General features: G+C 69.0%; 19 protein-coding genes. 12 read left to right on the top strand and 7 right to left on the bottom strand.

All coding sequences use genetic code 11. The features are described 5' to 3' along the window. The 4 genes from ACE3TU_RS08730 to ACE3TU_RS08745 form a co-directional block, all read right to left on the bottom strand. The coding region (locus ACE3TU_RS08730; RefSeq protein ID WP_374622855.1) for an enolase C-terminal domain-like protein at positions 1-1,046 on the bottom strand (1,046 nt) is incomplete at its 3' end. Positions 1,047-1,140: 94 nt separating this feature from the next. After that, positions 1,141-1,497, bottom strand: a complete 357-nt coding sequence (locus tag ACE3TU_RS08735; RefSeq protein ID WP_374622857.1) for a carboxymuconolactone decarboxylase family protein — start codon at positions 1,495-1,497, stop codon at positions 1,141-1,143. A 174-nt stretch (positions 1,498-1,671) separates the two neighbouring features. Beyond that, on the bottom strand, positions 1,672-2,829 hold the full coding sequence (locus ACE3TU_RS08740; protein WP_374622860.1) for an ester cyclase: 1,158 nt from the start codon (positions 2,827-2,829) through the stop codon (positions 1,672-1,674). 12 nt (positions 2,830-2,841) lie between these two features. Then, entirely contained in the window at positions 2,842-3,564 is a 723-nt protein-coding gene (locus ACE3TU_RS08745) for an alpha/beta fold hydrolase (RefSeq protein ID WP_374622862.1), read from the bottom strand. Positions 3,565-3,761: 197 nt separating this feature from the next. Between ACE3TU_RS08745 and hisD the strand changes: the two genes are divergently transcribed. Together hisD and ACE3TU_RS08755 are read left to right on the top strand one after the other, a co-directional pair. Next, complete coding sequence (hisD, locus tag ACE3TU_RS08750) at positions 3,762-5,048, top strand: histidinol dehydrogenase (protein ID WP_374622865.1); 1,287 nt, start codon at positions 3,762-3,764, stop codon at positions 5,046-5,048. A 105-nt stretch (positions 5,049-5,153) separates the two neighbouring features. Further along, positions 5,154-6,452, top strand: a complete 1,299-nt coding sequence (locus ACE3TU_RS08755; RefSeq protein ID WP_374622867.1) for a flavin-dependent oxidoreductase — start codon at positions 5,154-5,156, stop codon at positions 6,450-6,452. 9 nt (positions 6,453-6,461) lie between these two features. On the opposite strand, the gene ACE3TU_RS08760 is transcribed toward ACE3TU_RS08755, so the two are convergent. Then, complete coding sequence (locus ACE3TU_RS08760; protein ID WP_374622869.1) at positions 6,462-6,926, bottom strand: DUF3237 domain-containing protein; 465 nt, start codon at positions 6,924-6,926, stop codon at positions 6,462-6,464. Between the two features lie 9 nt (positions 6,927-6,935). Further along, positions 6,936-9,701 carry a preprotein translocase subunit SecA gene (gene secA, locus ACE3TU_RS08765; protein WP_374622872.1) on the bottom strand — a complete coding sequence of 922 codons (2,766 nt, stop codon included), beginning with the start codon at positions 9,699-9,701 and terminating at the stop codon, positions 6,936-6,938. A 206-nt stretch (positions 9,702-9,907) separates the two neighbouring features. Here secA and ACE3TU_RS08770 point away from each other — a divergent pair, with 206 nt between their 5' ends. From ACE3TU_RS08770 to ACE3TU_RS08790, 5 genes are all read left to right on the top strand, one after another. Beyond that, positions 9,908-10,828: a peptidylprolyl isomerase gene (locus ACE3TU_RS08770; RefSeq protein ID WP_374622874.1), complete on the top strand. Its 921-nt coding sequence runs from the start codon at positions 9,908-9,910 to the stop codon at positions 10,826-10,828. 172 nt (positions 10,829-11,000) lie between these two features. Next, positions 11,001-12,233 carry a bifunctional glutamate N-acetyltransferase/amino-acid acetyltransferase ArgJ gene (argJ, locus tag ACE3TU_RS08775; protein ID WP_374622877.1) on the top strand — a complete coding sequence of 411 codons (1,233 nt, stop codon included), beginning with the start codon at positions 11,001-11,003 and terminating at the stop codon, positions 12,231-12,233. Continuing rightward, complete coding sequence (locus tag ACE3TU_RS08780) at positions 12,233-12,997, top strand: GNAT family N-acetyltransferase (RefSeq protein ID WP_374622880.1); 765 nt, start codon at positions 12,233-12,235, stop codon at positions 12,995-12,997. Before argJ ends, ACE3TU_RS08780 begins: the two co-directional genes overlap by 1 nt. Then, positions 12,994-13,392 (top strand): (deoxy)nucleoside triphosphate pyrophosphohydrolase, encoded by a 399-nt coding sequence (locus ACE3TU_RS08785; protein WP_374622882.1) that lies wholly within the window; start codon positions 12,994-12,996, stop codon positions 13,390-13,392. The genes ACE3TU_RS08780 and ACE3TU_RS08785 overlap by 4 nt, the downstream gene beginning before the upstream one ends. A 17-nt stretch (positions 13,393-13,409) precedes the next feature. Beyond that, the gene (locus ACE3TU_RS08790; RefSeq protein WP_374622898.1) at positions 13,410-13,598 is read left to right on the top strand and encodes a Flp family type IVb pilin; all 189 of its coding nucleotides are present in this window, start codon (positions 13,410-13,412) and stop codon (positions 13,596-13,598) included. A 6-nt stretch (positions 13,599-13,604) separates the two neighbouring features. On the opposite strand, the gene ACE3TU_RS08795 is transcribed toward ACE3TU_RS08790, so the two are convergent. Further along, the gene (locus ACE3TU_RS08795) at positions 13,605-14,480 is read right to left on the bottom strand and encodes an SAM-dependent methyltransferase (protein WP_374622885.1); all 876 of its coding nucleotides are present in this window, start codon (positions 14,478-14,480) and stop codon (positions 13,605-13,607) included. 24 nt (positions 14,481-14,504) lie between these two features. Between ACE3TU_RS08795 and ACE3TU_RS08800 the strand changes: the two genes are divergently transcribed. The 5 genes from ACE3TU_RS08800 to ACE3TU_RS08820 form a co-directional block, all read left to right on the top strand. Next, positions 14,505-15,281 (top strand): ComF family protein, encoded by a 777-nt coding sequence (locus ACE3TU_RS08800; protein ID WP_374622887.1) that lies wholly within the window; start codon positions 14,505-14,507, stop codon positions 15,279-15,281. A 40-nt stretch (positions 15,282-15,321) separates the two neighbouring features. After that, positions 15,322-15,576 (top strand): glutaredoxin 3, encoded by a 255-nt coding sequence (gene grxC, locus ACE3TU_RS08805; protein ID WP_374622889.1) that lies wholly within the window; start codon positions 15,322-15,324, stop codon positions 15,574-15,576. Between the two features lies 1 nt (position 15,577). Continuing rightward, a complete protein-coding gene (locus tag ACE3TU_RS08810; RefSeq protein WP_374622892.1) occupies positions 15,578-16,441 on the top strand; it encodes a carbon-nitrogen hydrolase family protein in 864 nt (287 codons plus the stop codon). Next, positions 16,438-16,863, top strand: coding sequence for a DUF1178 family protein (locus tag ACE3TU_RS08815; RefSeq protein WP_374622894.1), 426 nt, complete (start codon positions 16,438-16,440; stop codon positions 16,861-16,863). The genes ACE3TU_RS08810 and ACE3TU_RS08815 overlap by 4 nt, the downstream gene beginning before the upstream one ends. A gap of 72 nt (positions 16,864-16,935) precedes the next feature. Beyond that, positions 16,936-17,523, top strand: a 588-nt coding sequence (locus ACE3TU_RS08820; RefSeq protein WP_374622896.1) for an NAD(P)-dependent oxidoreductase, incomplete at its 3' end; no start/stop codon positions are given.

Genomic DNA, 17,523 nt, shown 5'->3' on the forward strand with positions numbered 1-17,523 from the left:
CCGCCGACGAAGAACTCGCCCCAGCGGCTGTTCGGCGAGGCGATGGTGAGGTGCTGGCCATAGGGCGTGTTCATGCCCGCGTGGCAGATCACCTCCAGTCCCGCCGCATCGGCGATGGCGACGATCTTCTGCACGGCGGTGAAGCCGCCGACCCAGTGGATATCGGGCTGGAAGATGTCGACCACGCGCTGCCGCGCCGCCTCGAAGAACGTGTAGGGGGTGTACCAGTGCTCACCGGTGGCGAGTGTCTGCCAGGGCAGCCGCTCGCGCAGCGCCAGGTGCGAGCTGTGATCCTCGGGGATCAGGCAGTCCTCGATCCACTTGAGGTTGTACGGCTTCAGCCGATGCGCCAGCCGCACGGCGAATTCGACGTCGAAGGCCATCCAGCAGTCGAGCATCAGTTCGACATGGGGGCCGATGAATTCGCGCGCCTGGCCGACGAACGCCTCGTTCCGCTCGAGCGCCTCGAGCCCGTCGGCGGTGCCGTGGGGACAGGCGAGCTTGGTCGCCCGGAAGCCCAGTTCCATGTGCCAGTCGGTATCGTTGCCGGTGGCGTAGCAGAACTGCCGGTCGCGCGCCGCGCCGCCGGCCAGTTCGTAGACCGGCAGCTGCAACACGCGTCCCTTGAGATCCCAGAGCGCCAGGTCGATGCCGCTGATCGCATAGGCGGCGAGGCCGGACGGCGAGTAGGGGGACGCGATGCGCATCATCATGTCCCACAGCTTTTCCGTCGCCAGGGCGTTCTCGCCCTCGAGCAGCGGGGCGATGTGGTCGTTGATCAGCGCGATCGTCGGCTGGCCGTAGCCGGTGGTTCCGAAGCCCCAGGAGCCGTCGTCGGCGGTGACGATCACCCCCACGGCCGGGAATTTCGCCAGCCAGCTCGAGCGCAGCGCCTTGTAGCGCGGGTAGCGCGACATCGGGTTGGCGACTTCGGCGTCCTTGGTCCACGGCGGCCGCCGCGCCGTCTCCTTGAGCTTGGCCTCATCGTAGGCTCCACCCGCGATCGGGTTGGTGATGGCAAAGGCCTCGATGCTCTTGATCTTCAACGCTGGTCTCCCCCTGCCGACCGCTCGGCGAACGCGGGGAAAGAGGAGACCGGCCCGCCGGCGAAGTCAACCGGCGGGCGTCGGCCGGCAAGCGTCAGGCGGCAGCCTTTTCCGTCTTCATCTGGTCGAACGCCTCGATGGCGTGGGCGGCATACATCACCGAGGGACCGGCTCCCAGATAGATGGCGGTCCCCAGCGTCTCGAAGATCTCCTCGCGGCTCGCACCCTGCTCCATGGCGCCCTTGGCGTGAAAGCCGATGCAGTCGTCGCAGCGCACCGCCACCGAGATCGCCAGGGCGATCAGTTCCTTGGTCTTGGTGTCGAGCGCCTGCGGCTTCAGCGCCGCCTGGGCGATCGCCGAGAACCCCTTCATCACGTCGGTGCTGCCGCCGCGCAGCTCCCGCAGGGCGGGCGAAAGGGATTTCAGGTACTCGTTCCAGCTCTCTTGCATGGCTATCTCCGTCAGCAAGCGGCCGGCGCCATCGCCGGCCGCTTCATATTAGAAACTACTAATATGTTGCGGCGGCGAACGCGTTGATCTGGATCAATCGCGTCGGCGGGCCCGATCCGGGGCGGGTCTCACCCCGGGACGCTCCGCCTCGAACGCGGTTCGGCGCGGGGCCGGTCAGGCCTGCTCCGGCCGGGCGTCCTGCAGCTGCGCCAGCTTGACCTGGGTGAGCAGGCTCAGCTCGTCATAGACGTTCCACTCGTCGACGATCTTGCCGTTCTTGTAGTGGTAGTGGGTCATCCCCATCACCTGCACGCGCTTGCCGGTCGGGTGTTCGCCCAGGCTCTCGAGGATGCCGTAGCCCAGGTGATGCCCTTCGATGATCCAGCGCACCGCCACCTTGGTGCCGCCCTCCTCGCTGTCCACCGAACAGATGTATTGCGGGAAGTAGGCCGCATCCGGTAGCGAGCCGACCAGGCCCAGGTGCTGGTGCGTCACGGCGGCGACGCCGTAGAGCTCCTTCATGTTGGGGCCGTGGTACTGGCATGTGGGCGCATAGACGTCCCGGATCTTGCCGAACATGCGCTTGTTGAACACCTCGTGCAGCCAGCGCAGCGTCTCGGCCTCGAGCGGCGTGTTGGCGATCGAGGTATCGGCTTCGGCTTCCGGGGGGTACTGGCCGAGCAGGCGGCGGTTCTCGCCGATGTCGAGGTTGGTCTGGCCCCTGTCGAGGGCCGCCTTGGCGAAGCGCAGCGCGAAGCTGTCGAGGTCGAGGCCCAGCTGGCGGATGATCGCCGCGGTATCGGCCACCACCCACTCGCGGTAGATCTTGTTGCGAAGGATCATGCAGTCGGCGATGGTGCGCGACACGAACGGTCGACCGGTGGGCTGGCCGAGATGGCCGAACTGGGTGTGCCGGCCCGAGCCGGTGACGAGGTGCGAGGTATAGAACCCGTCCTTGTCGTTGCCGTTCCAGATCACCTGCGTGGCCATGCCGCGCCGCTCCGGGAAGGATACCAGCCGCTGGATGGTGTCGCGCACCACGTCCTCGCGGTTGTAGATCGTCCCCATGGTGCCGTAGAGCACGCAGTTATGGGTGTAATGGGTGTAGATCAGCCCGATGTCGCGCTCGTCCCAGATCTTGTGGGTGCAGCGCACGATGTAGTCGACGATGTCGGTATAGATGTCGTCGAAGCCCTCGAGCGACTGGCTGCGCGGCCGGTCGGTCGGCGCCAGCTCGGGGTAGTCCCGGCGCTCGACCTGCAGCACCTGTTCGCGCGGCGTCTCGATGCGGGAGAGGCGGGCGGGCTTGCTGCCCTTGTCGTCGTCGCTCATCTGGATGTTCCTTCAATGCATGATGGTGGCGGGCGTGGCGAGCCACGCGGCGATTTCGTCGGCAACCGCCTGCGGCTGCTCGAGGGTGACGTAGTGGCCGGCGCCTTCGACAAGGGCGAGCCGGGCGTTGGGAATGGCAGCGGCCATCTCGATGCTCAGCGCCGGTGGGCAGATCCGGTCTTCCGTGCCGCACACGACCAATGTCGGTACGTTGATCGCTGCCAGGCGCGGACGGCTGTCGAGCCGATTGGCGCCGATCAGCAACTGGCTCTCGAAGCGAGGAACTGGCACCGAGGCCGCCATGATGTTGAGCGTAGCGCGGAGCTTTCGGTCGTCCCGCCGCGCCGGTGGCACGGAGTCTTCCCACACGCCCGTGATGTAGGTCGGACAGCCCCTCGCTCGGGCCAGTTCCAGCGCGGTGCGGTTAGCCTCGACGCGCTCGGGAGCCATCGTTCCCGGATTGGTGCCGATCAGAGCGAGTCGCACGATGCGCTCGGGTGCCTGCGCGATCATTTCGAGCGCCACGGCCCCACCCAGCGAGAAGCCGCAGAGCGATATCCGCCTGGGCGCCCGCTCGAGGATGATGCTCGCCATCTCGGGGGCGTTATCCGCGTCCGAGTATTCGACGTGGATCGCCGAGAGCCCGCCCGCAAGGTGCTGCACTTCCGCGAACGCCTGCATATCGCACAGCGTGCCCGGCAAGATCATCAACTGCGGTTCATCGACGAGTTTCATCCGTTCATCCTAGCGGCTTTCGCGGGGCGATGCCGTGGCAAACCGGTGGTTCGGTGAATGCCGAGCCACCTGCACGGGCTCGATGAAGAAAACACTGGCAAAAACTGCATACGTATGCAAGAGCTTTCTGCGAGGCGCGAAACGCGCTCGAAATGCCCGACAGACCTGAAACTCACCTTCATCCGGAGGCCTCCTGCATGTCCAACTCCACCTTTTCCCCCTCGGGCGTGAGCTATGTGAAGGCCCCTTCGCGCAACTCGGTGAGCGACAATGCGCCGGTCGAGACGCTGGTCGCCGAGATCCTCGCGGCGGTGAAGGCCGGTGGCGACGCCGCGGTGCGGGACTATTCCGTGAAGTTCGACAAGGCGGACGTCGCCGCCTTCGAGGTCACCCCGGCCGAGCGCGAGGCCGCCCTCGCCGAACTCGCGCCGCAGACCCGCGCCGACACCGAATTCGCCATCGCCAATGTGCGCCGCTTCGCCGAGGCGCAGCTCAGGACCATGCAGCCGCTCGAGATCGAGACGCTCCCCGGCGTGCATCTGGGCCACCGCGTCATCCCCATCGAGCGCGTCGGCTGCTACGTGCCCGGCGGTCGCTATCCGCTGCTCTCCGCTCCGATCATGACCATCGTGCCGGCCAAGGTCGCCGGCGTCGATGAGGTCGTCGCCTGCCTGCCGCCCAATGCGCATCGCGCCATGATCGCTGGCTGCCACCTCTCCGGCGCCGACCGCATCTTCCGCATCGGCGGGGCGCAGGCCATCGCCGCCATGGCCTTCGGCACCGAGAGCGTGCCGGCGGTCAACAAGATCGTCGGCCCCGGCAACGCCTTCGTCAACGAGGCCAAGCGCCAGGTCTTCGGCCCGGTCGGCATCGACCAGCTCGCCGGGCCGTCCGAGATCTTCGTCGTCGCCGATCATACCGGCGATGCCGAGATGATCGCCACGGACCTGCTCGCCCAGGCCGAGCACGACGTGCGCACCCGCGTCGGCCTCATCACCACCGACCGCAGGCTGGCCGAGGCCACGCTGAAGCAGGTCGAGGCCCAGCTCGCCACGCTCTCCACCGCCAATGTCGCCGGCACCGCCTGGCAGGACTACGGCGAGATCGCCGTGTGCGACAGCGAAGCGACGATGATCGCCTATTCCGACCACGTCGCCGCCGAGCACCTGCAGGTGCATACGGCCGACCCGCACGGCATGGCGAAAAAGCTCCGCAACTACGGCAGCCTGTTCATCGGCGAGCTGGCCAGCGTCGTCTATTCCGACAAGTGCGTCGGCACCAACCACACGCTCCCCACCATGGGCGCCGGCCGCTATACCGGCGGCCTCTGGGTCGGGGCGTATGTCAAGGTGGCGACGCACCAGTGGCTCGACGAACGCGGCGTCAAGCAGGTCGCCCCGCCCGCCGCCCGGCAGTCGGCCAGCGAGACGCTCGAAGGCCACCGCCGCGCGGCGCAGCTTCGCCTCGACCGCCTGCAGGCCTGACCGGCCGCCGGTCCGGCGCCGGCCGCCACAGGGCGGGTTGGCGCTCCCCGGATGTCTCCGCTATATGCGTAGCGAACGCGTCCCGCGTTCCGGGGGGGAAGCAGAGTGTCCAGGCCTCATGTCCTGATCGCCGGCGGCGGCATCGGTGGTCTCGTCACGGCACTGACGCTGCACCAGATCGGCGTGCCGTTCACCGTGCTCGAGGCGGTCTCCGAACTGCGTCCGCTCGGCGTCGGCATCAATCTGCAGCCCAATGCCGTGCGCGAGCTCTACGAGCTGGGGATCGACGCGGCCGATCTCGATCGCGTCGGCATCCCGGCGCGCGAGTGGGCGCTGGTCGGGCGCAACGGCAACGACATCTACGCCGAGCCGCGCGGCCTTGCGGCCGGCTACAGGTGGCCGCAATACGCGGTCCACCGCGGTCAGTTCCACATGCTGCTGGTGGACAAGCTGGTCGAGCGGGCGGGTGCGCGCGCCCTCCGGCCGGGCAGCCGGGTGACCGGCTATCGGCACGAGGGCGATGGTGGCGTCAGCGCGCTGGTGCAGCGGCAGGACGGGTCGGCCGAGACGCTGCGCGGCGATATGCTGATTGCCGCCGACGGCATCCACTCGGCCATCCGGGCGCAGATGCATCCCGACCAGGCGCCGATTCACTGGGGCGGCGCGATCATGTGGCGCGGCACCACGCTGGCCACCCCGATTCGCACCGGCTCCTCGTTCGTCGGGCTCGGCACGCACCGGCAGCGCATGGTGGTCTACCCGATCTCGCACCCCGACCCGCGGACCGGGCTGGCCAGGATCAACTGGATCGCCGAGATCACCGTCGACAATTCCGAGGGCTGGCGGAACAGCGGCTGGTTCCGCCCGGCCCGGGTGGAGGACTTCATCCATCACTTCGCCGACTGGACCTATGACTGGCTGGATGTGCCGGACCTGCTGCGGCGGGCCGAGATCGTCTACGAGAACCCGATGATCGACCGCGATCCGGTGCCCACCTGGCGCGATCGCCGCGTCGTGCTGCTCGGCGACGCGGCGCATGCGATGTATCCCACCGGGTCGAACGGGGCGAGCCAGGCCATCGTCGATGCGCGCGAGCTGGGCGCCATGCTGGTGCGGCACGGGGTCGGCGAGGCGGCCCTCGCCGCCTTCGACGCCAAGCTCTGCGGCCCGGTCTCCGAGGTGATCCTGCGCAATCGCGGGGCCGGGCCGTTCGGGCTGCTCAATCTCGTCGACGCCCGCTGCGGCGGGACCTTCGAGCGCATCGACGACGTGGTGCCGCTGGCCGAGCGGACCGAGTTCATGGCCCGCTACAAGGCGGCGGCCGGGTTCGCCATGGAGCACCTCAACGCCGCTGCCCCGACCATTCCGCCGGGGGCGCGGGCGGCGGCGCCGGTGCCCGCCTGAGCGGCAGGATCAGCAGATCTCGAACATCGAGATGACGACGCTCGCCGCCCGGCGCCCGCCGGTGCCGACGAACAGCGCGCGGTTGACCCAGCCATAGCGGGCATCGCCGGTCTCGAGCCGGCAATGGGTGCGCATGTAGTATTGGGAGGGGTCGACATCCTCGCCGGCGGCGACGCGCGCCATCACCTCGGGCGGTCCGTGGCGCAGGCCGTAGTTGACGATCTCGATCAGCGCCCCGTCATGCGTGCGCAGGGCGTAGCGGGTATCGAGTTCGGCGAGACCGTCGGCAAAGATCGTCTGCCAGTCGGCGCCGAGGTCGAGGATCTCTCCGCGGATGCGCTCGCCCTCCACCGTGCCGCCGACGATCGGCACGATGCGCCGCCGCCCGGCGCGCCCCGGCCCCATTTCCAGGATCGGGTCGAGCCGCACCACCATGTCGAACGCATGAACCAGCCGCGGCGCCGGAAGGCTCACCGCCACGACCTAGAACGCGCCGTGGCAGTGCTTGAACTTCTTGCCCGAGCCGCAGGGGCAGGGGGCGTTGCGGGAGACGCCGACGAGCAGCTTGGGGTCGATCGGCTTCAGCGCCGGGTCGGCTTCCGCTACCGCGGCGCCTCCCCGCGCTGCCGCGAACGCGGCGGCGAGGGCCGGGCTGCCGCCGCGCGGCAGGGTGCCGGTCACCTGGGTCTCGGCGTCGTTCTCGCCGCTGGTGGGATCGATGTGGATTTCGCTCAGGCCGTCGAGGCTCGGCGGCGGCGGCGCCGGCTGGCGCAGCTGGATCTCGACATGGCTGAGCTGCGTCGTGACCAGCTCGCGCAGGGCCGAGAGCAGCTGCTCGAACAGGTCGAACGCCTCGCGCTTGTACTCGGTCAGCGGGTCGCGCTGGGCGAGGCCGCGCCAGCCGATCACCTTGCTCAGATGGTCGAGGGTGACGAGGTGGTCGCGCCACAGCCCGTCGATCGACTGCAGGAGGATCGATTTTTCCACCTGCCGCATGATGTCGGGCGAGTAGCGGGCCACCTTGGCGGCGGCGAACTCGTCGGCCGCCTTCTGGATGCGCTCGCGCACCTGCTCGCCGTCGATGCCTTCCTCGTGGGTCCAGTCCCTGATCGGAATCTCGATATTGAGGTAGGTCTTGGCCGCCGCCTCGAGCTGCTCGATGTTCCACTGCTCGGGATAGGAGCGTTCCGGGATGGCCTTGGCGACGATCTCCTCGACGACGTGCTGGCGCATCTCGCCGATGGTCTGCTCGACATCCTCGCTGTCCATCAGCTCGAGGCGTTCGGTGAAGATCGCCTTGCGCTGGTCGTTCATCACGTCGTCGTACTTGAGGATGTTCTTGCGGATGTCGAAATTGCGCGCCTCGACGCGGGCTTGGGCCCGCTCGATGGCCTTGGTCACCCAGGGATGGGTGATCGACTCGCCCTGCTCGAGCCCGAGCTTGCCCAGCATCGAATCCATCGATTCGACCGGGAAGATGCGCATCAGGTCGTCCTGCAGGGAGAGGAAGAACTTCGAATGCCCCGGGTCGCCCTGGCGGCCGGCGCGGCCGCGCAGCTGGTTGTCGATGCGGCGGCTCTCGTGCCGCTCGGTGCCGATGATGTAGAGCCCGCCGGCGGCGATCACCTTGGCCTTGTCGGCGGCGATCTGCTCCTTGATGCGGGAGATGCGGATGTCGCGCTCCACCCCCTCGAGGCCCTGGCACTCGCGCTCGATGCGCATCTCGAGATTGCCGCCCAGCTGGATGTCGGTACCGCGACCGGCCATGTTGGTGGCGATCGTCACGGCGCCCGAGACACCGGCATCGGCGACGATATGGGCTTCCTGCTCGTGGTAGCGCGCATTGAGCACGGCGAGGTTCTCGACGCCCTTCTTGCGCAGCAGTTCGGCGAGCATTTCCGATTTCTCGATCGAGGTCGTGCCGACCAGCACCGGCTGGCCGCGCTTGCGGCAGTCGGCGATCAGCTCGGCGATCTCCTCGAACTTCTCGGCGGCGGTGCGGAAGATCGCGTCGTCCTCGTCGACGCGCTTGACCGGCACGTTGGTCGGGATGGTGACGACGTTGAGTCCGTAGATGTCGCCGAATTCCTCGGCCTCGGTCGCCGCGGTGCCGGTCATGCCGGCGAGCTTCTTGTACAGGCGGAAGTAGTTCTGGAAGGTGATCGAGGCGAGCGTCTGGTTCTCGGCCTGGATCTTGACGTGTTCCTTGGCCTCCAGCGCCTGGTGCAGGCCTTCCGAGTAGCGCCGGCCCGGCATCATGCGGCCGGTGAACTCGTCGATGATCACCACCTCGTCGTTGCGGACGATGTAGTCCTTGTCCTTCGAAAACATCTTGTGGGCGCGCAGCGCCGAGTTGAGGTGGTGCACCAGCGCCACGTTCTCGATGTCGTACAGGGAGGCCGACTTGAGCTGGCCGTTCTCGGCGAGCGCGGCCTCGAGCTTCTCGACGCCCTGGTCGGTGAAGGTGGCGGAGCGCTGCTTCTCGTCGATCTCGTAGTCGCCCTCGCCGAGCAGCGGGATCAGCCCGTCGGCCATGCCGTAGAGCGCCGACCGGTCGGCCGAGGGGCCGGAGATGATCAGCGGCGTGCGCGCCTCGTCGATCAGGATCGAGTCCACTTCGTCGACGATGGCGTATTCGTGCCCGCGCTGCACCATCTGGGCGCGGCTGTACTTCATGTTGTCGCGCAGGTAGTCGAAGCCGAACTCGTTATTGGTGCCGTAGGTGACGTCGGCGGCGTAGGAGGCCTTGCGCTCGGTGTCGTCGAGCCCGTGCACGATGATGCCGGTGGTCAGCCCGAGGAAGCGATAGACCTGGCCCATCCAGGCGGCGTCGCGGCGCGCCAGGTAGTCGTTGACCGTCACCACGTGCACGCCCTTGCCGGCGAGCGCGTTGAGGTAGACCGGCAGCGTCGCCACCAGGGTCTTGCCCTCGCCGGTGCGCATTTCGGCGATCGAGCGGTTGTTGAGCACCATGCCGCCGATCAGCTGCACGTCGAAATGCCGCATGCCCAGGACGCGCTTGCTGGCCTCGCGCACGGTGGCAAAGGCGGGCGCCATCAGGTCGTCGAGGCTCTTGCCGGCGGCCAGTTCGGCGCGGAAGGCGTCGGTCTTGGCGCGCAGTTCGCCGTCCGAGAGCTTGCTGAACTCGGCTTCCAGCGCGTTGATCGCCTGCACCCGCGGAAGGTACTTCTTCACCTGCCGATCGTTCGCCGAACCGAAGATCGCCTTGGCGATTGCAGCCAGTACCATGCCTCACGTCCCTTGATTGTTTGTCGGCCGGGCAGCGCGTGGCGCTCAGGTCGTCCGGCGAAGCGGCGGGTCCTCACCCGTCAACACTCTTTGAAGTGGTGCGACATGTAAGAGCGGGTGTTTTGCTTGTCAACGGAACGCAAATGGGCCAAACCACCGCGTCGCGCCGGCCGGGGGCTCAGCGCATTCGCCGAGGAGTACGCCTGATGACCACCTTTGCCCCGCTGCGGGCCCGTTCCATGCTCAAGTCGCTGGCCGCCGGACTGCTGCTGGCCACCGTCGCGGGGGGGCTCGCGCTGCCCGTCGCGGCACAGGAAACGCCCGCCGTCGAGGCGCCGGCCCAGCCCGCCCCGGACGCGGTGGTGGCCACCGTCGGCGATCAGACGATCACCGAGGCCGATCTGGCCTTCGCCGCGGAGGACCTGCAGCAGGAACTCGGGCAGGTGCCGCCGGCCGATCGCCGCGCCTTCCTCGTCACCGTGCTGATTGACATGAAAGTGATGGCGCAGGCGGCCAAGGCGGCCGGCATGAACGAGACCGAGATGTTCAAGCGGCGTCTCGCCTATCTCGAGGAGCGGGCGCTGCGCCGCGCCTATTTCGCCGAAAAGATCGCCGCCGCCGTGACCGACGAGGCGATCAGGGCGGCCTATGACACGTTCGTCGCCGGCTTCACGCCCGTCGAGGAAATCCATGCCCGCCACATCCTGGTTGCGAGCAAGGAAGAGGCTGACGCGGTCAAGGCGGAACTGGCCGCCGGCAAGGCCTTCGAGATCGCCGCGATGGAAAAGACCACCGATCCCTCCGGCAAGCAGACCGGCGGGGATCTGGGCTTCTTCGGCAAGGGCCAGATGGTGCCCGAGTTCGAGGCTGCCGCCTTCGCGCTCGAACCCGGCCAGGTCTCCGAGCCGGTGCAGAGCCAGTTCGGCTGGCACGTCATCAAGCTCGAGGAGAAGCGCATGAGCCCGCCGCCGAGCCTCGAGCAGATGACGCCGCAACTGGGCCAGCAGGTCATGTACGATGCGTTCGACGCCTCGGTGCTGTCGCTCAAGGCGAACATCGCCATCGACATTCCGGATGCGGCGCTCGCCGAAGGCGTCAAGCGCCAGTCCGAGCCGGCCGCGCAGTAGCCGCCCCAGCCGCACCGCCCCGCCCCGTGATCGCCCGGCCGTGGCCGGGCGATCGGTGGTCCGGCGGGCGCGCCGGCGCAGGCCTCCCGGGGACCGGGCGCATTGCGCGCTTGAACTGCACAGGCGCTTGAGGCAAACGGGTGAGCCTGTCGCCGCCACACCAGGACGCATCATGGCCCACCCCGTTTCCCCGCTCGCGCCCAAGGCCTATCCGGAGCTTCCGGAGATCGCCGGGGTGCGCTTCGCCACCGCCGAGGCCGGGATCAAGTACAAGAACCGCACCGACGTGCTGCTGGTCGCCATGGACGCGGGCACGGTGGTGGCCGGCGTGCTGACCCGCTCGAAATGTCCCTCGGCCGCCGTCGACTGGTGCCGGCAGAACCTGCCGGGCGGAAGCGCGCGGGCGCTGCTGGTCAACTCGGGCAATGCCAATGCCTTCACCGGCCAGAAGGGCAAGGCGGCGGTGGCGCTGTCTGCCGATATCGTGTCGCGCGCACTCGGCGTGGCTGCCGGCGAGATCTTCCTCGCTTCGACCGGGGTGATCGGCGAGCCGCTCGCCGCCGAAAGGTTCGCCGGGGTCGCCGAAGCCATGACCGGGCACCTCGCCGCGGGACCCTGGATGGATGCGGCCAGGGCCATCATGACGACGGACACCTTCCCCAAGGTGGCGACCGCGACGGTCGAATTCGACGGCGTGCCGGTCGCCATCTGCGGCATCGCCAAGGGGTCCGGGATGATCGCCCCCGACATGGCGACGATGCTGAGTTTCGTGTTCACCGATGCACCGATCGCGGCCGGTGTGCTGCAGGAGCTCCTGCAGCCGGCGATCGATGCGAGCTTCAACGCCGTCACGGTCGACAGTGATACCTCGACCTCCGACACCTGCCTCGTGTTCGCCACCGGCAAGGCGCCGATGGCGCCGATCGCCTCGCGGCACGATCCGCGCGCCGCGGTGTTTGCCGAGGCGCTGCAGGACGTGCTGCACGAGCTCGCCATCCACGTCGTGCGCGACGGCGAAGGCGCGACCAAGATGGTGACGGTCACCGTCGAGGGCGCCGAGTCCGATCGCAGCGCCTTCCGCATCGCGCAGTCGATCGCCAATTCGCCGCTGGTCAAGACCGCGATCGCCGGCGAGGACGCGAACTGGGGCCGCATCGTCATGGCGGTGGGCAAGGCCGGCGAGCCGGCCGACCGCGACCGCCTCGAGATCAGCTTCGGCGACATCCGGGTGGCGACGCAGGGCGAGCGCGATCCGGCCTATGACGAGGCGGCGACCAGCGCCTACATGAAGAACGAGGAGATCGAGATCCGCGTCGGTCTCGGCCTCGGGGCCGGTGTCGCGACGGTCTATACCTGCGATCTGACGCATGGCTACATCACCATCAACGGCGACTACCGGTCTTGATGGTCCCGCTCAGCATCAGCCAGATCGAGGGCGCGACGCTCACCGCCTGGCCGGCGCTGAGGCAGGCGCATGACGGGCTGTGGCTGTGGCGCTACGCGCGCGGCTACACCAAGCGCGCCAACTCCATCCACTGCCTCGATCCGTCGGATGGGGCCTATGCCGAGCTGCGGCTGACGCGGCTGCTCGAGATGAGCCGCCGGCACGGCATCGCGCCGGTCGTCCGGACCACGCCGCTGACCGCACCCGAACTCATCGAACTGCTCGATGGCATGCTCTGGGAGGAGTACGAGCCGAGCCTCGTCATGGCGATGGAAATGCCCGACGTGGACTTCCCGGTCGGCTTCAACGCCCGCTATTTCGACCCTGCCGATCCGCAATGGTACAAGGCGCAGGCGCACATGTCCGGCTATGACGCCGAAACCATCGAGGTGCAGCGCCAGGTGCTCGAGGCCATCGCCTGCGATTGCCAGGGCGTGCTGGTCTATCACAAGGCCGGCCTGCCGGTGGCGGCGGCCCTTGCGGCGGTGGCGAGCGGTATCGGGGTCTATCTCAACGTCGTCACCCACCCCAGCGCCCGCGGCATGGGCTACGGCCGTGCCGTGATGGGAGCGGCGCTCAACTGGACGCGGGCGATGGGGGCCACGCATTCGGCCATCCAGGTGCTCGCCGACAATGCCCCGGCGGTCAACCTGTACGGCTCGCTCGGCTTCGGCGAGGTCTACGGCTATGCCTACCGGCGCCCCCCGAACTGGGGCCGCAAGTGAGGATCCTGCTCGTCGTCGCCTGTGCGCTGGTCGATGCCGACCGGCGGGTGCTGATCGCGCAGCGGCCGGCGGGCAAGCAACTGGCGGGGCTGTGGGAATTCCCCGGCGGAAAGCTCGAGCCCGGCGAGACGCCGGAGGCGGCGCTGATCCGCGAACTCGATGAGGAACTGGGCGTTTCCACCAAGTCCGCCTGCCTCGCGCCGTTAAGCTTTGCCAGTCACTCTTACGAAAGCTTTCATCTTCTGATGCCACTTTACGTCTGCCGGAAATGGCAGGGAACGCCGGTGGCCCGCGAGCACGCTGCGCTCAAGTGGGTGCGACCGCAGGCCCTCAGGGACTACCCGATGCCGCCGGCGGACGAACCGCTGATCGCGCCGCTCTGCGATCTGCTCTGACGGAGCTGAAGATGCACCTGTTCTCGACCTTCAATCGCTTCCTCGCCAATGAGTCCGGCGCGACGGCGATCGAGTATGGCCTGATCGGGGCGCTGGTCGCGGTCGGTTCGATTGCCGCCATGACCGCTTTCGGCGGCGGCCTCAGCAACCTGTTCAACGCCGTGGCCACCAAGGCCGGCGGCGCAATGGACAATTCCGGCAGCTGACCCTGCTCAGTCCCTGCGGCCGAGCACATTGGCGAGGCTGACGCTGGCGCTGCCTCGCCGCGCCGGCTGCTGCTGGCTGGCGTCCGGGGCCCAGCCCGAGATCCAGATCAGCTGCAGCGTCGCGCGGACGCGGCCGTCGGGGTCGGCGGCCAGCAGCGCGTAGCGGTCGGCGGCGGCCAGCAGCAGGCGGCGGGTCACCGGACGACCCGGCCGCTCGAACAGCGGGTTCTGCGCCCCGAGCGCCTTCAGCTCGCGCATCAGCGACAGCGGATCGGCATAGCGCACCGTGTGCGTCTCGATGTCGGTGACCGGCAGGGCGAAGCCGGCCCGCTGCAGCAGCCCGCCCGCATCGGCGAGCGGGATGAACGGGGCGACCCGGGCGAAGGCGCCGCCCGAGTGCTCGGCCTCGGCGGCGAGGAAGGCCTGCCGCAGCTCGGTCAGGCTGTCGCCGCCGATCGCCGCGGCGATGAACAGCCCGTCGGGCCTGAGGTGGGCGCGGATGCGGGCGAGAAAGCCCGGCACATCGTTGACCACCTGCAGGTCGAACAGCGAGACGATCAGGTCGTGCTCCCGGCGCGGCAGCTCCAGCGCCTCCGGATCGACCAACGGGGCCCCCGGCGAGGCGATCACCGTGGCGGCCCGCTCGAAGGCGAACGAACCGCTGGCCGAGCGCCCCATCACCGGCAGCGGCGCGGCGTCGGGGGCGAGAATCAGCGCCCGCTCGAACGGCCGAGTCACCGTGATCAGGCGGGTGGCGAGATCGTCGAGGGCGAGGCGGGTGACGAAGTCGTCGGGGTCGCGCCGCCGGGCGAGATGGCGGGCGATGCGCGCGCGATCGAAGACCTTGGGGGGCAGGGGCATGGCCAGCGGGGCCCTTCTCATCTAGGCTCGGGCCTTATGCAGAGCGTGGATGCACTTGTCAAAAGCCGGGCCGGACGGGGCCTGCTGAGCCGGTTGGGCGGCGGCCTGCTCGATCTCGTCTATCCGCCGACCTGCCTTGACTGCGGGGCCCCGGTCGCCTCTGCCGACGCCCTCTGCCCCGATTGCTTCCGGCGCCTCAGGCCGATCAGCGCCCCGTTCTGTCCGCGGCTCGGCATCCCCTTCGCCGTATCCCTCGGCGAGGGGGGCCTCTCGGCCGAGGCGATCGCCGACCCGCCGCCCTACGATCGCGCGCGCTCGGCCGTGGTCTACAACGAGGTGGCGCGGGCCCTGGTCGGCCGACTCAAGTATGGCGACCGGCCGGAGCTGGCCGGCTTCTGCGCCCGGCTCATGGTCGCGGCCGGGGCCGAACTCTGGGGTGATCGCCCGGTTCTGGTGCCCGTGCCGCTGGCGCCGCGGCGACGGCTCGAGCGGCGCTACAACCAGTCGGCCGAACTGGCGCGGGTCCTGGGGCGGCTCACCGGACTTGCCGTCGATCCGGCCCTGGTCCGCCGCACGCGCCACACGCGCCAGCAGGTCGGCCTCTCGGGCGAGGCGCGTCGGCGCAATGTCGCCGGGGCGTTCTCGGTGCATCCGGAGGCGTCAAGGCGGCTCGCCGGGCGGCGGATCGTCTTGGTCGACGACGTCATCACCACCGGCTCGACCGTCGCGGCGGTGGCGCGCACGCTCAACCGGGCCGGCATCGACCGCGTCGATGTGGTCAGCTTCGCCCGCGTTGTGGTGGGGGAGCAAAGCCCCATATAAGCAGGCATCCGGAACTTTCGAGACCGATATGCAGGAGTCCATGAGCAAGGTCGAAATCTACACCACCCCGTGGTGCCCCTATTGCCACGCCGCCAAGGCGCTGCTCGACGACAAGGGCGTCGCCTACGAGGAGATCGACGTCAGCGATCCGCAGATGCGCCAGGCGATGGTCGAGCGCGCCCACGGTCGGCGCACGGTGCCGCAGATCTTCGTCGGCGCGACCCATGTCGGGGGCTATGACGACATGGCGGCGCTCGACCGGCGCGGCCGGTTCGACCCGCTGCTCGGAGGCTGAGATGCGCGTCGCCGTCCTGCAGATGACCTCCGGCACCGCGCCCGGCCCCAATCTCGACCAGTTCGAGCGCCTGGCGGTCGAGGCAGCCGGGCAGGGGGCGAGCTATCTGCTTTCGCCCGAGGTGAGCGTGGTCTTTGCCGAGAACCGCGACGGGCTCGGCGCGGTGGCCGGGCCGTGGGACGGCAATCCCGCCATCGCGCGGGTCGCCGGCATCGCCCGGCGGCTCGGCGTCAGCCTGCACCTGGGTTCGCTCGCCGTGGCCCTCCCCGACGGTCGCTTTGCCAACCGCTCGGTGCTGTTCCGCCCCGATGGGACGATCGCGGCGAGCTATGACAAGATCCATCTGTTCGATGCGACGCTGCCCGGCCTTCGGCAGTACCGCGAAAGCGAGACCTACGCCGGAGGGGACCGCGCCGTGGTCACCGATGCGCCCGGTTTCCGGCTCGGCATGACGATCTGCTACGATGTTCGCTTTCCCGCCCTGCACCGGGCGCTGGCCGAGGCGGGGGCCGAGGTGCTTTCGGTTCCGGCCGCCTTCACCGTGCCCACCGGGCAGGCCCACTGGGAGGTGCTGCTCAGGGCCCGCGCCATCGAGACCGGCTGCTTCGTCGTCGCGGCGGCGCAGGCCGGCCGGCACGAGAATGGCCGGGCCACTTGGGGGCACTCGATGATCATCGATCCGTGGGGGCGCATCCTTGCCGAACTGGGGGGAGAGGGGCCCGGCGTGGCGCTCGCCGATCTCGACCTTCAGGCGGTCGCCGAGGCGCGCGGCAAGGTGCCGGCGCTGGACAATGCCCGGCCGTTCTCGCTATCGCAGGGCGTGGCGGGTGTCGTTCCCAACCCGCGCGAGGAGGTCACGGCGTGATCACCTTCGCACTCCTTTGCGACAACCAGCACCGGTTCGACGCCTGGTTCCGCTCCGCCGAAGCCTTCGACGAGCAGCTGGCGCGCGGCATCGTCAGCTGCCCCGTCTGCGCCTCGATCAAGGTGGAGAAGGCGCTGATGGCTCCGGCGGTGGCGCGGTCCGGGTCGGACAAGGTCACCGTCTCGAGCGGCCACCCGCAGCAGGCCGAGATTCGCGAACTGCTGCGCGCCATGCGCCGCAAGGTGGTGAGCGAAGCCGATTATGTCGGCGACCGTTTCGCCGAGGAGGCGCGGAAGATCCACTTCCGCGAGGCGGATGCGCGCGGCATCTACGGCGAAGCGACCCGCGACGAGGTGGCGGGCCTCATCGATGACGGCGTCGATTTCCTGCCGCTGCCCAACCTCCCCGACGAGCACAACTGAGGGGCTTGATCCACCGCAAGGCCCCCCGGCGGCCGCTGGCGCAAGATGAGGTCAGCCAGTGGAGCACTTGCCATGAGGATCGCCCTTTTCGGCGGCAGCGGTCGTATCGGCAGCCTGGTGCTGGTGCGGGCTCTGGCCGCCGGTTATCAGGTTCAGGCCTTGGCGCGGAACGCGGCGCGTCTGCCCGCGAGGCCGGGCCTCACGGTCAGGCAGGGCGCGCTCGACGACGGCGAGGCGGTCTCCGCTACCCTGCGCAACGCCGATGCGGTGATCTGCTGCCTGTCGGCCGGCAACAGCACGCTCGGGCTGTTCGACGCCGCGGTGATCCCCCTGATGCGGCAATCGGGGCCGCGCCGCATCGTCTCGATGGTCGGCGCCTCGGTCCGCCTGCCGGGCGATCCGGCGGCCCTGACGCTGCGACTGATGAGCCTCATCATGCGGCTGGTGCCGGGCCATTTGCTGGCCGATGCCGAGGCCCATGCGGGGCACCTGCGTGCGAGCGGCCTCGACTGGACGCTGGTGCGCAGCGCCAACCACGCCGGCCGGCCCGCGACCGGCAGGATCGTCGCCCGCCCCGGTTACGCCATGCGGCTCGATGCCAGCATCGCGCGCGACGACCTGGCGGCGTTCATCCTCGAATGCGCCGTCGACCACCGCTTC

It is taken from the genome of Devosia sp. (assembly GCF_041917035.1).
Lineage (GTDB): Bacteria > Pseudomonadota > Alphaproteobacteria > Rhizobiales > Devosiaceae > Devosia_A.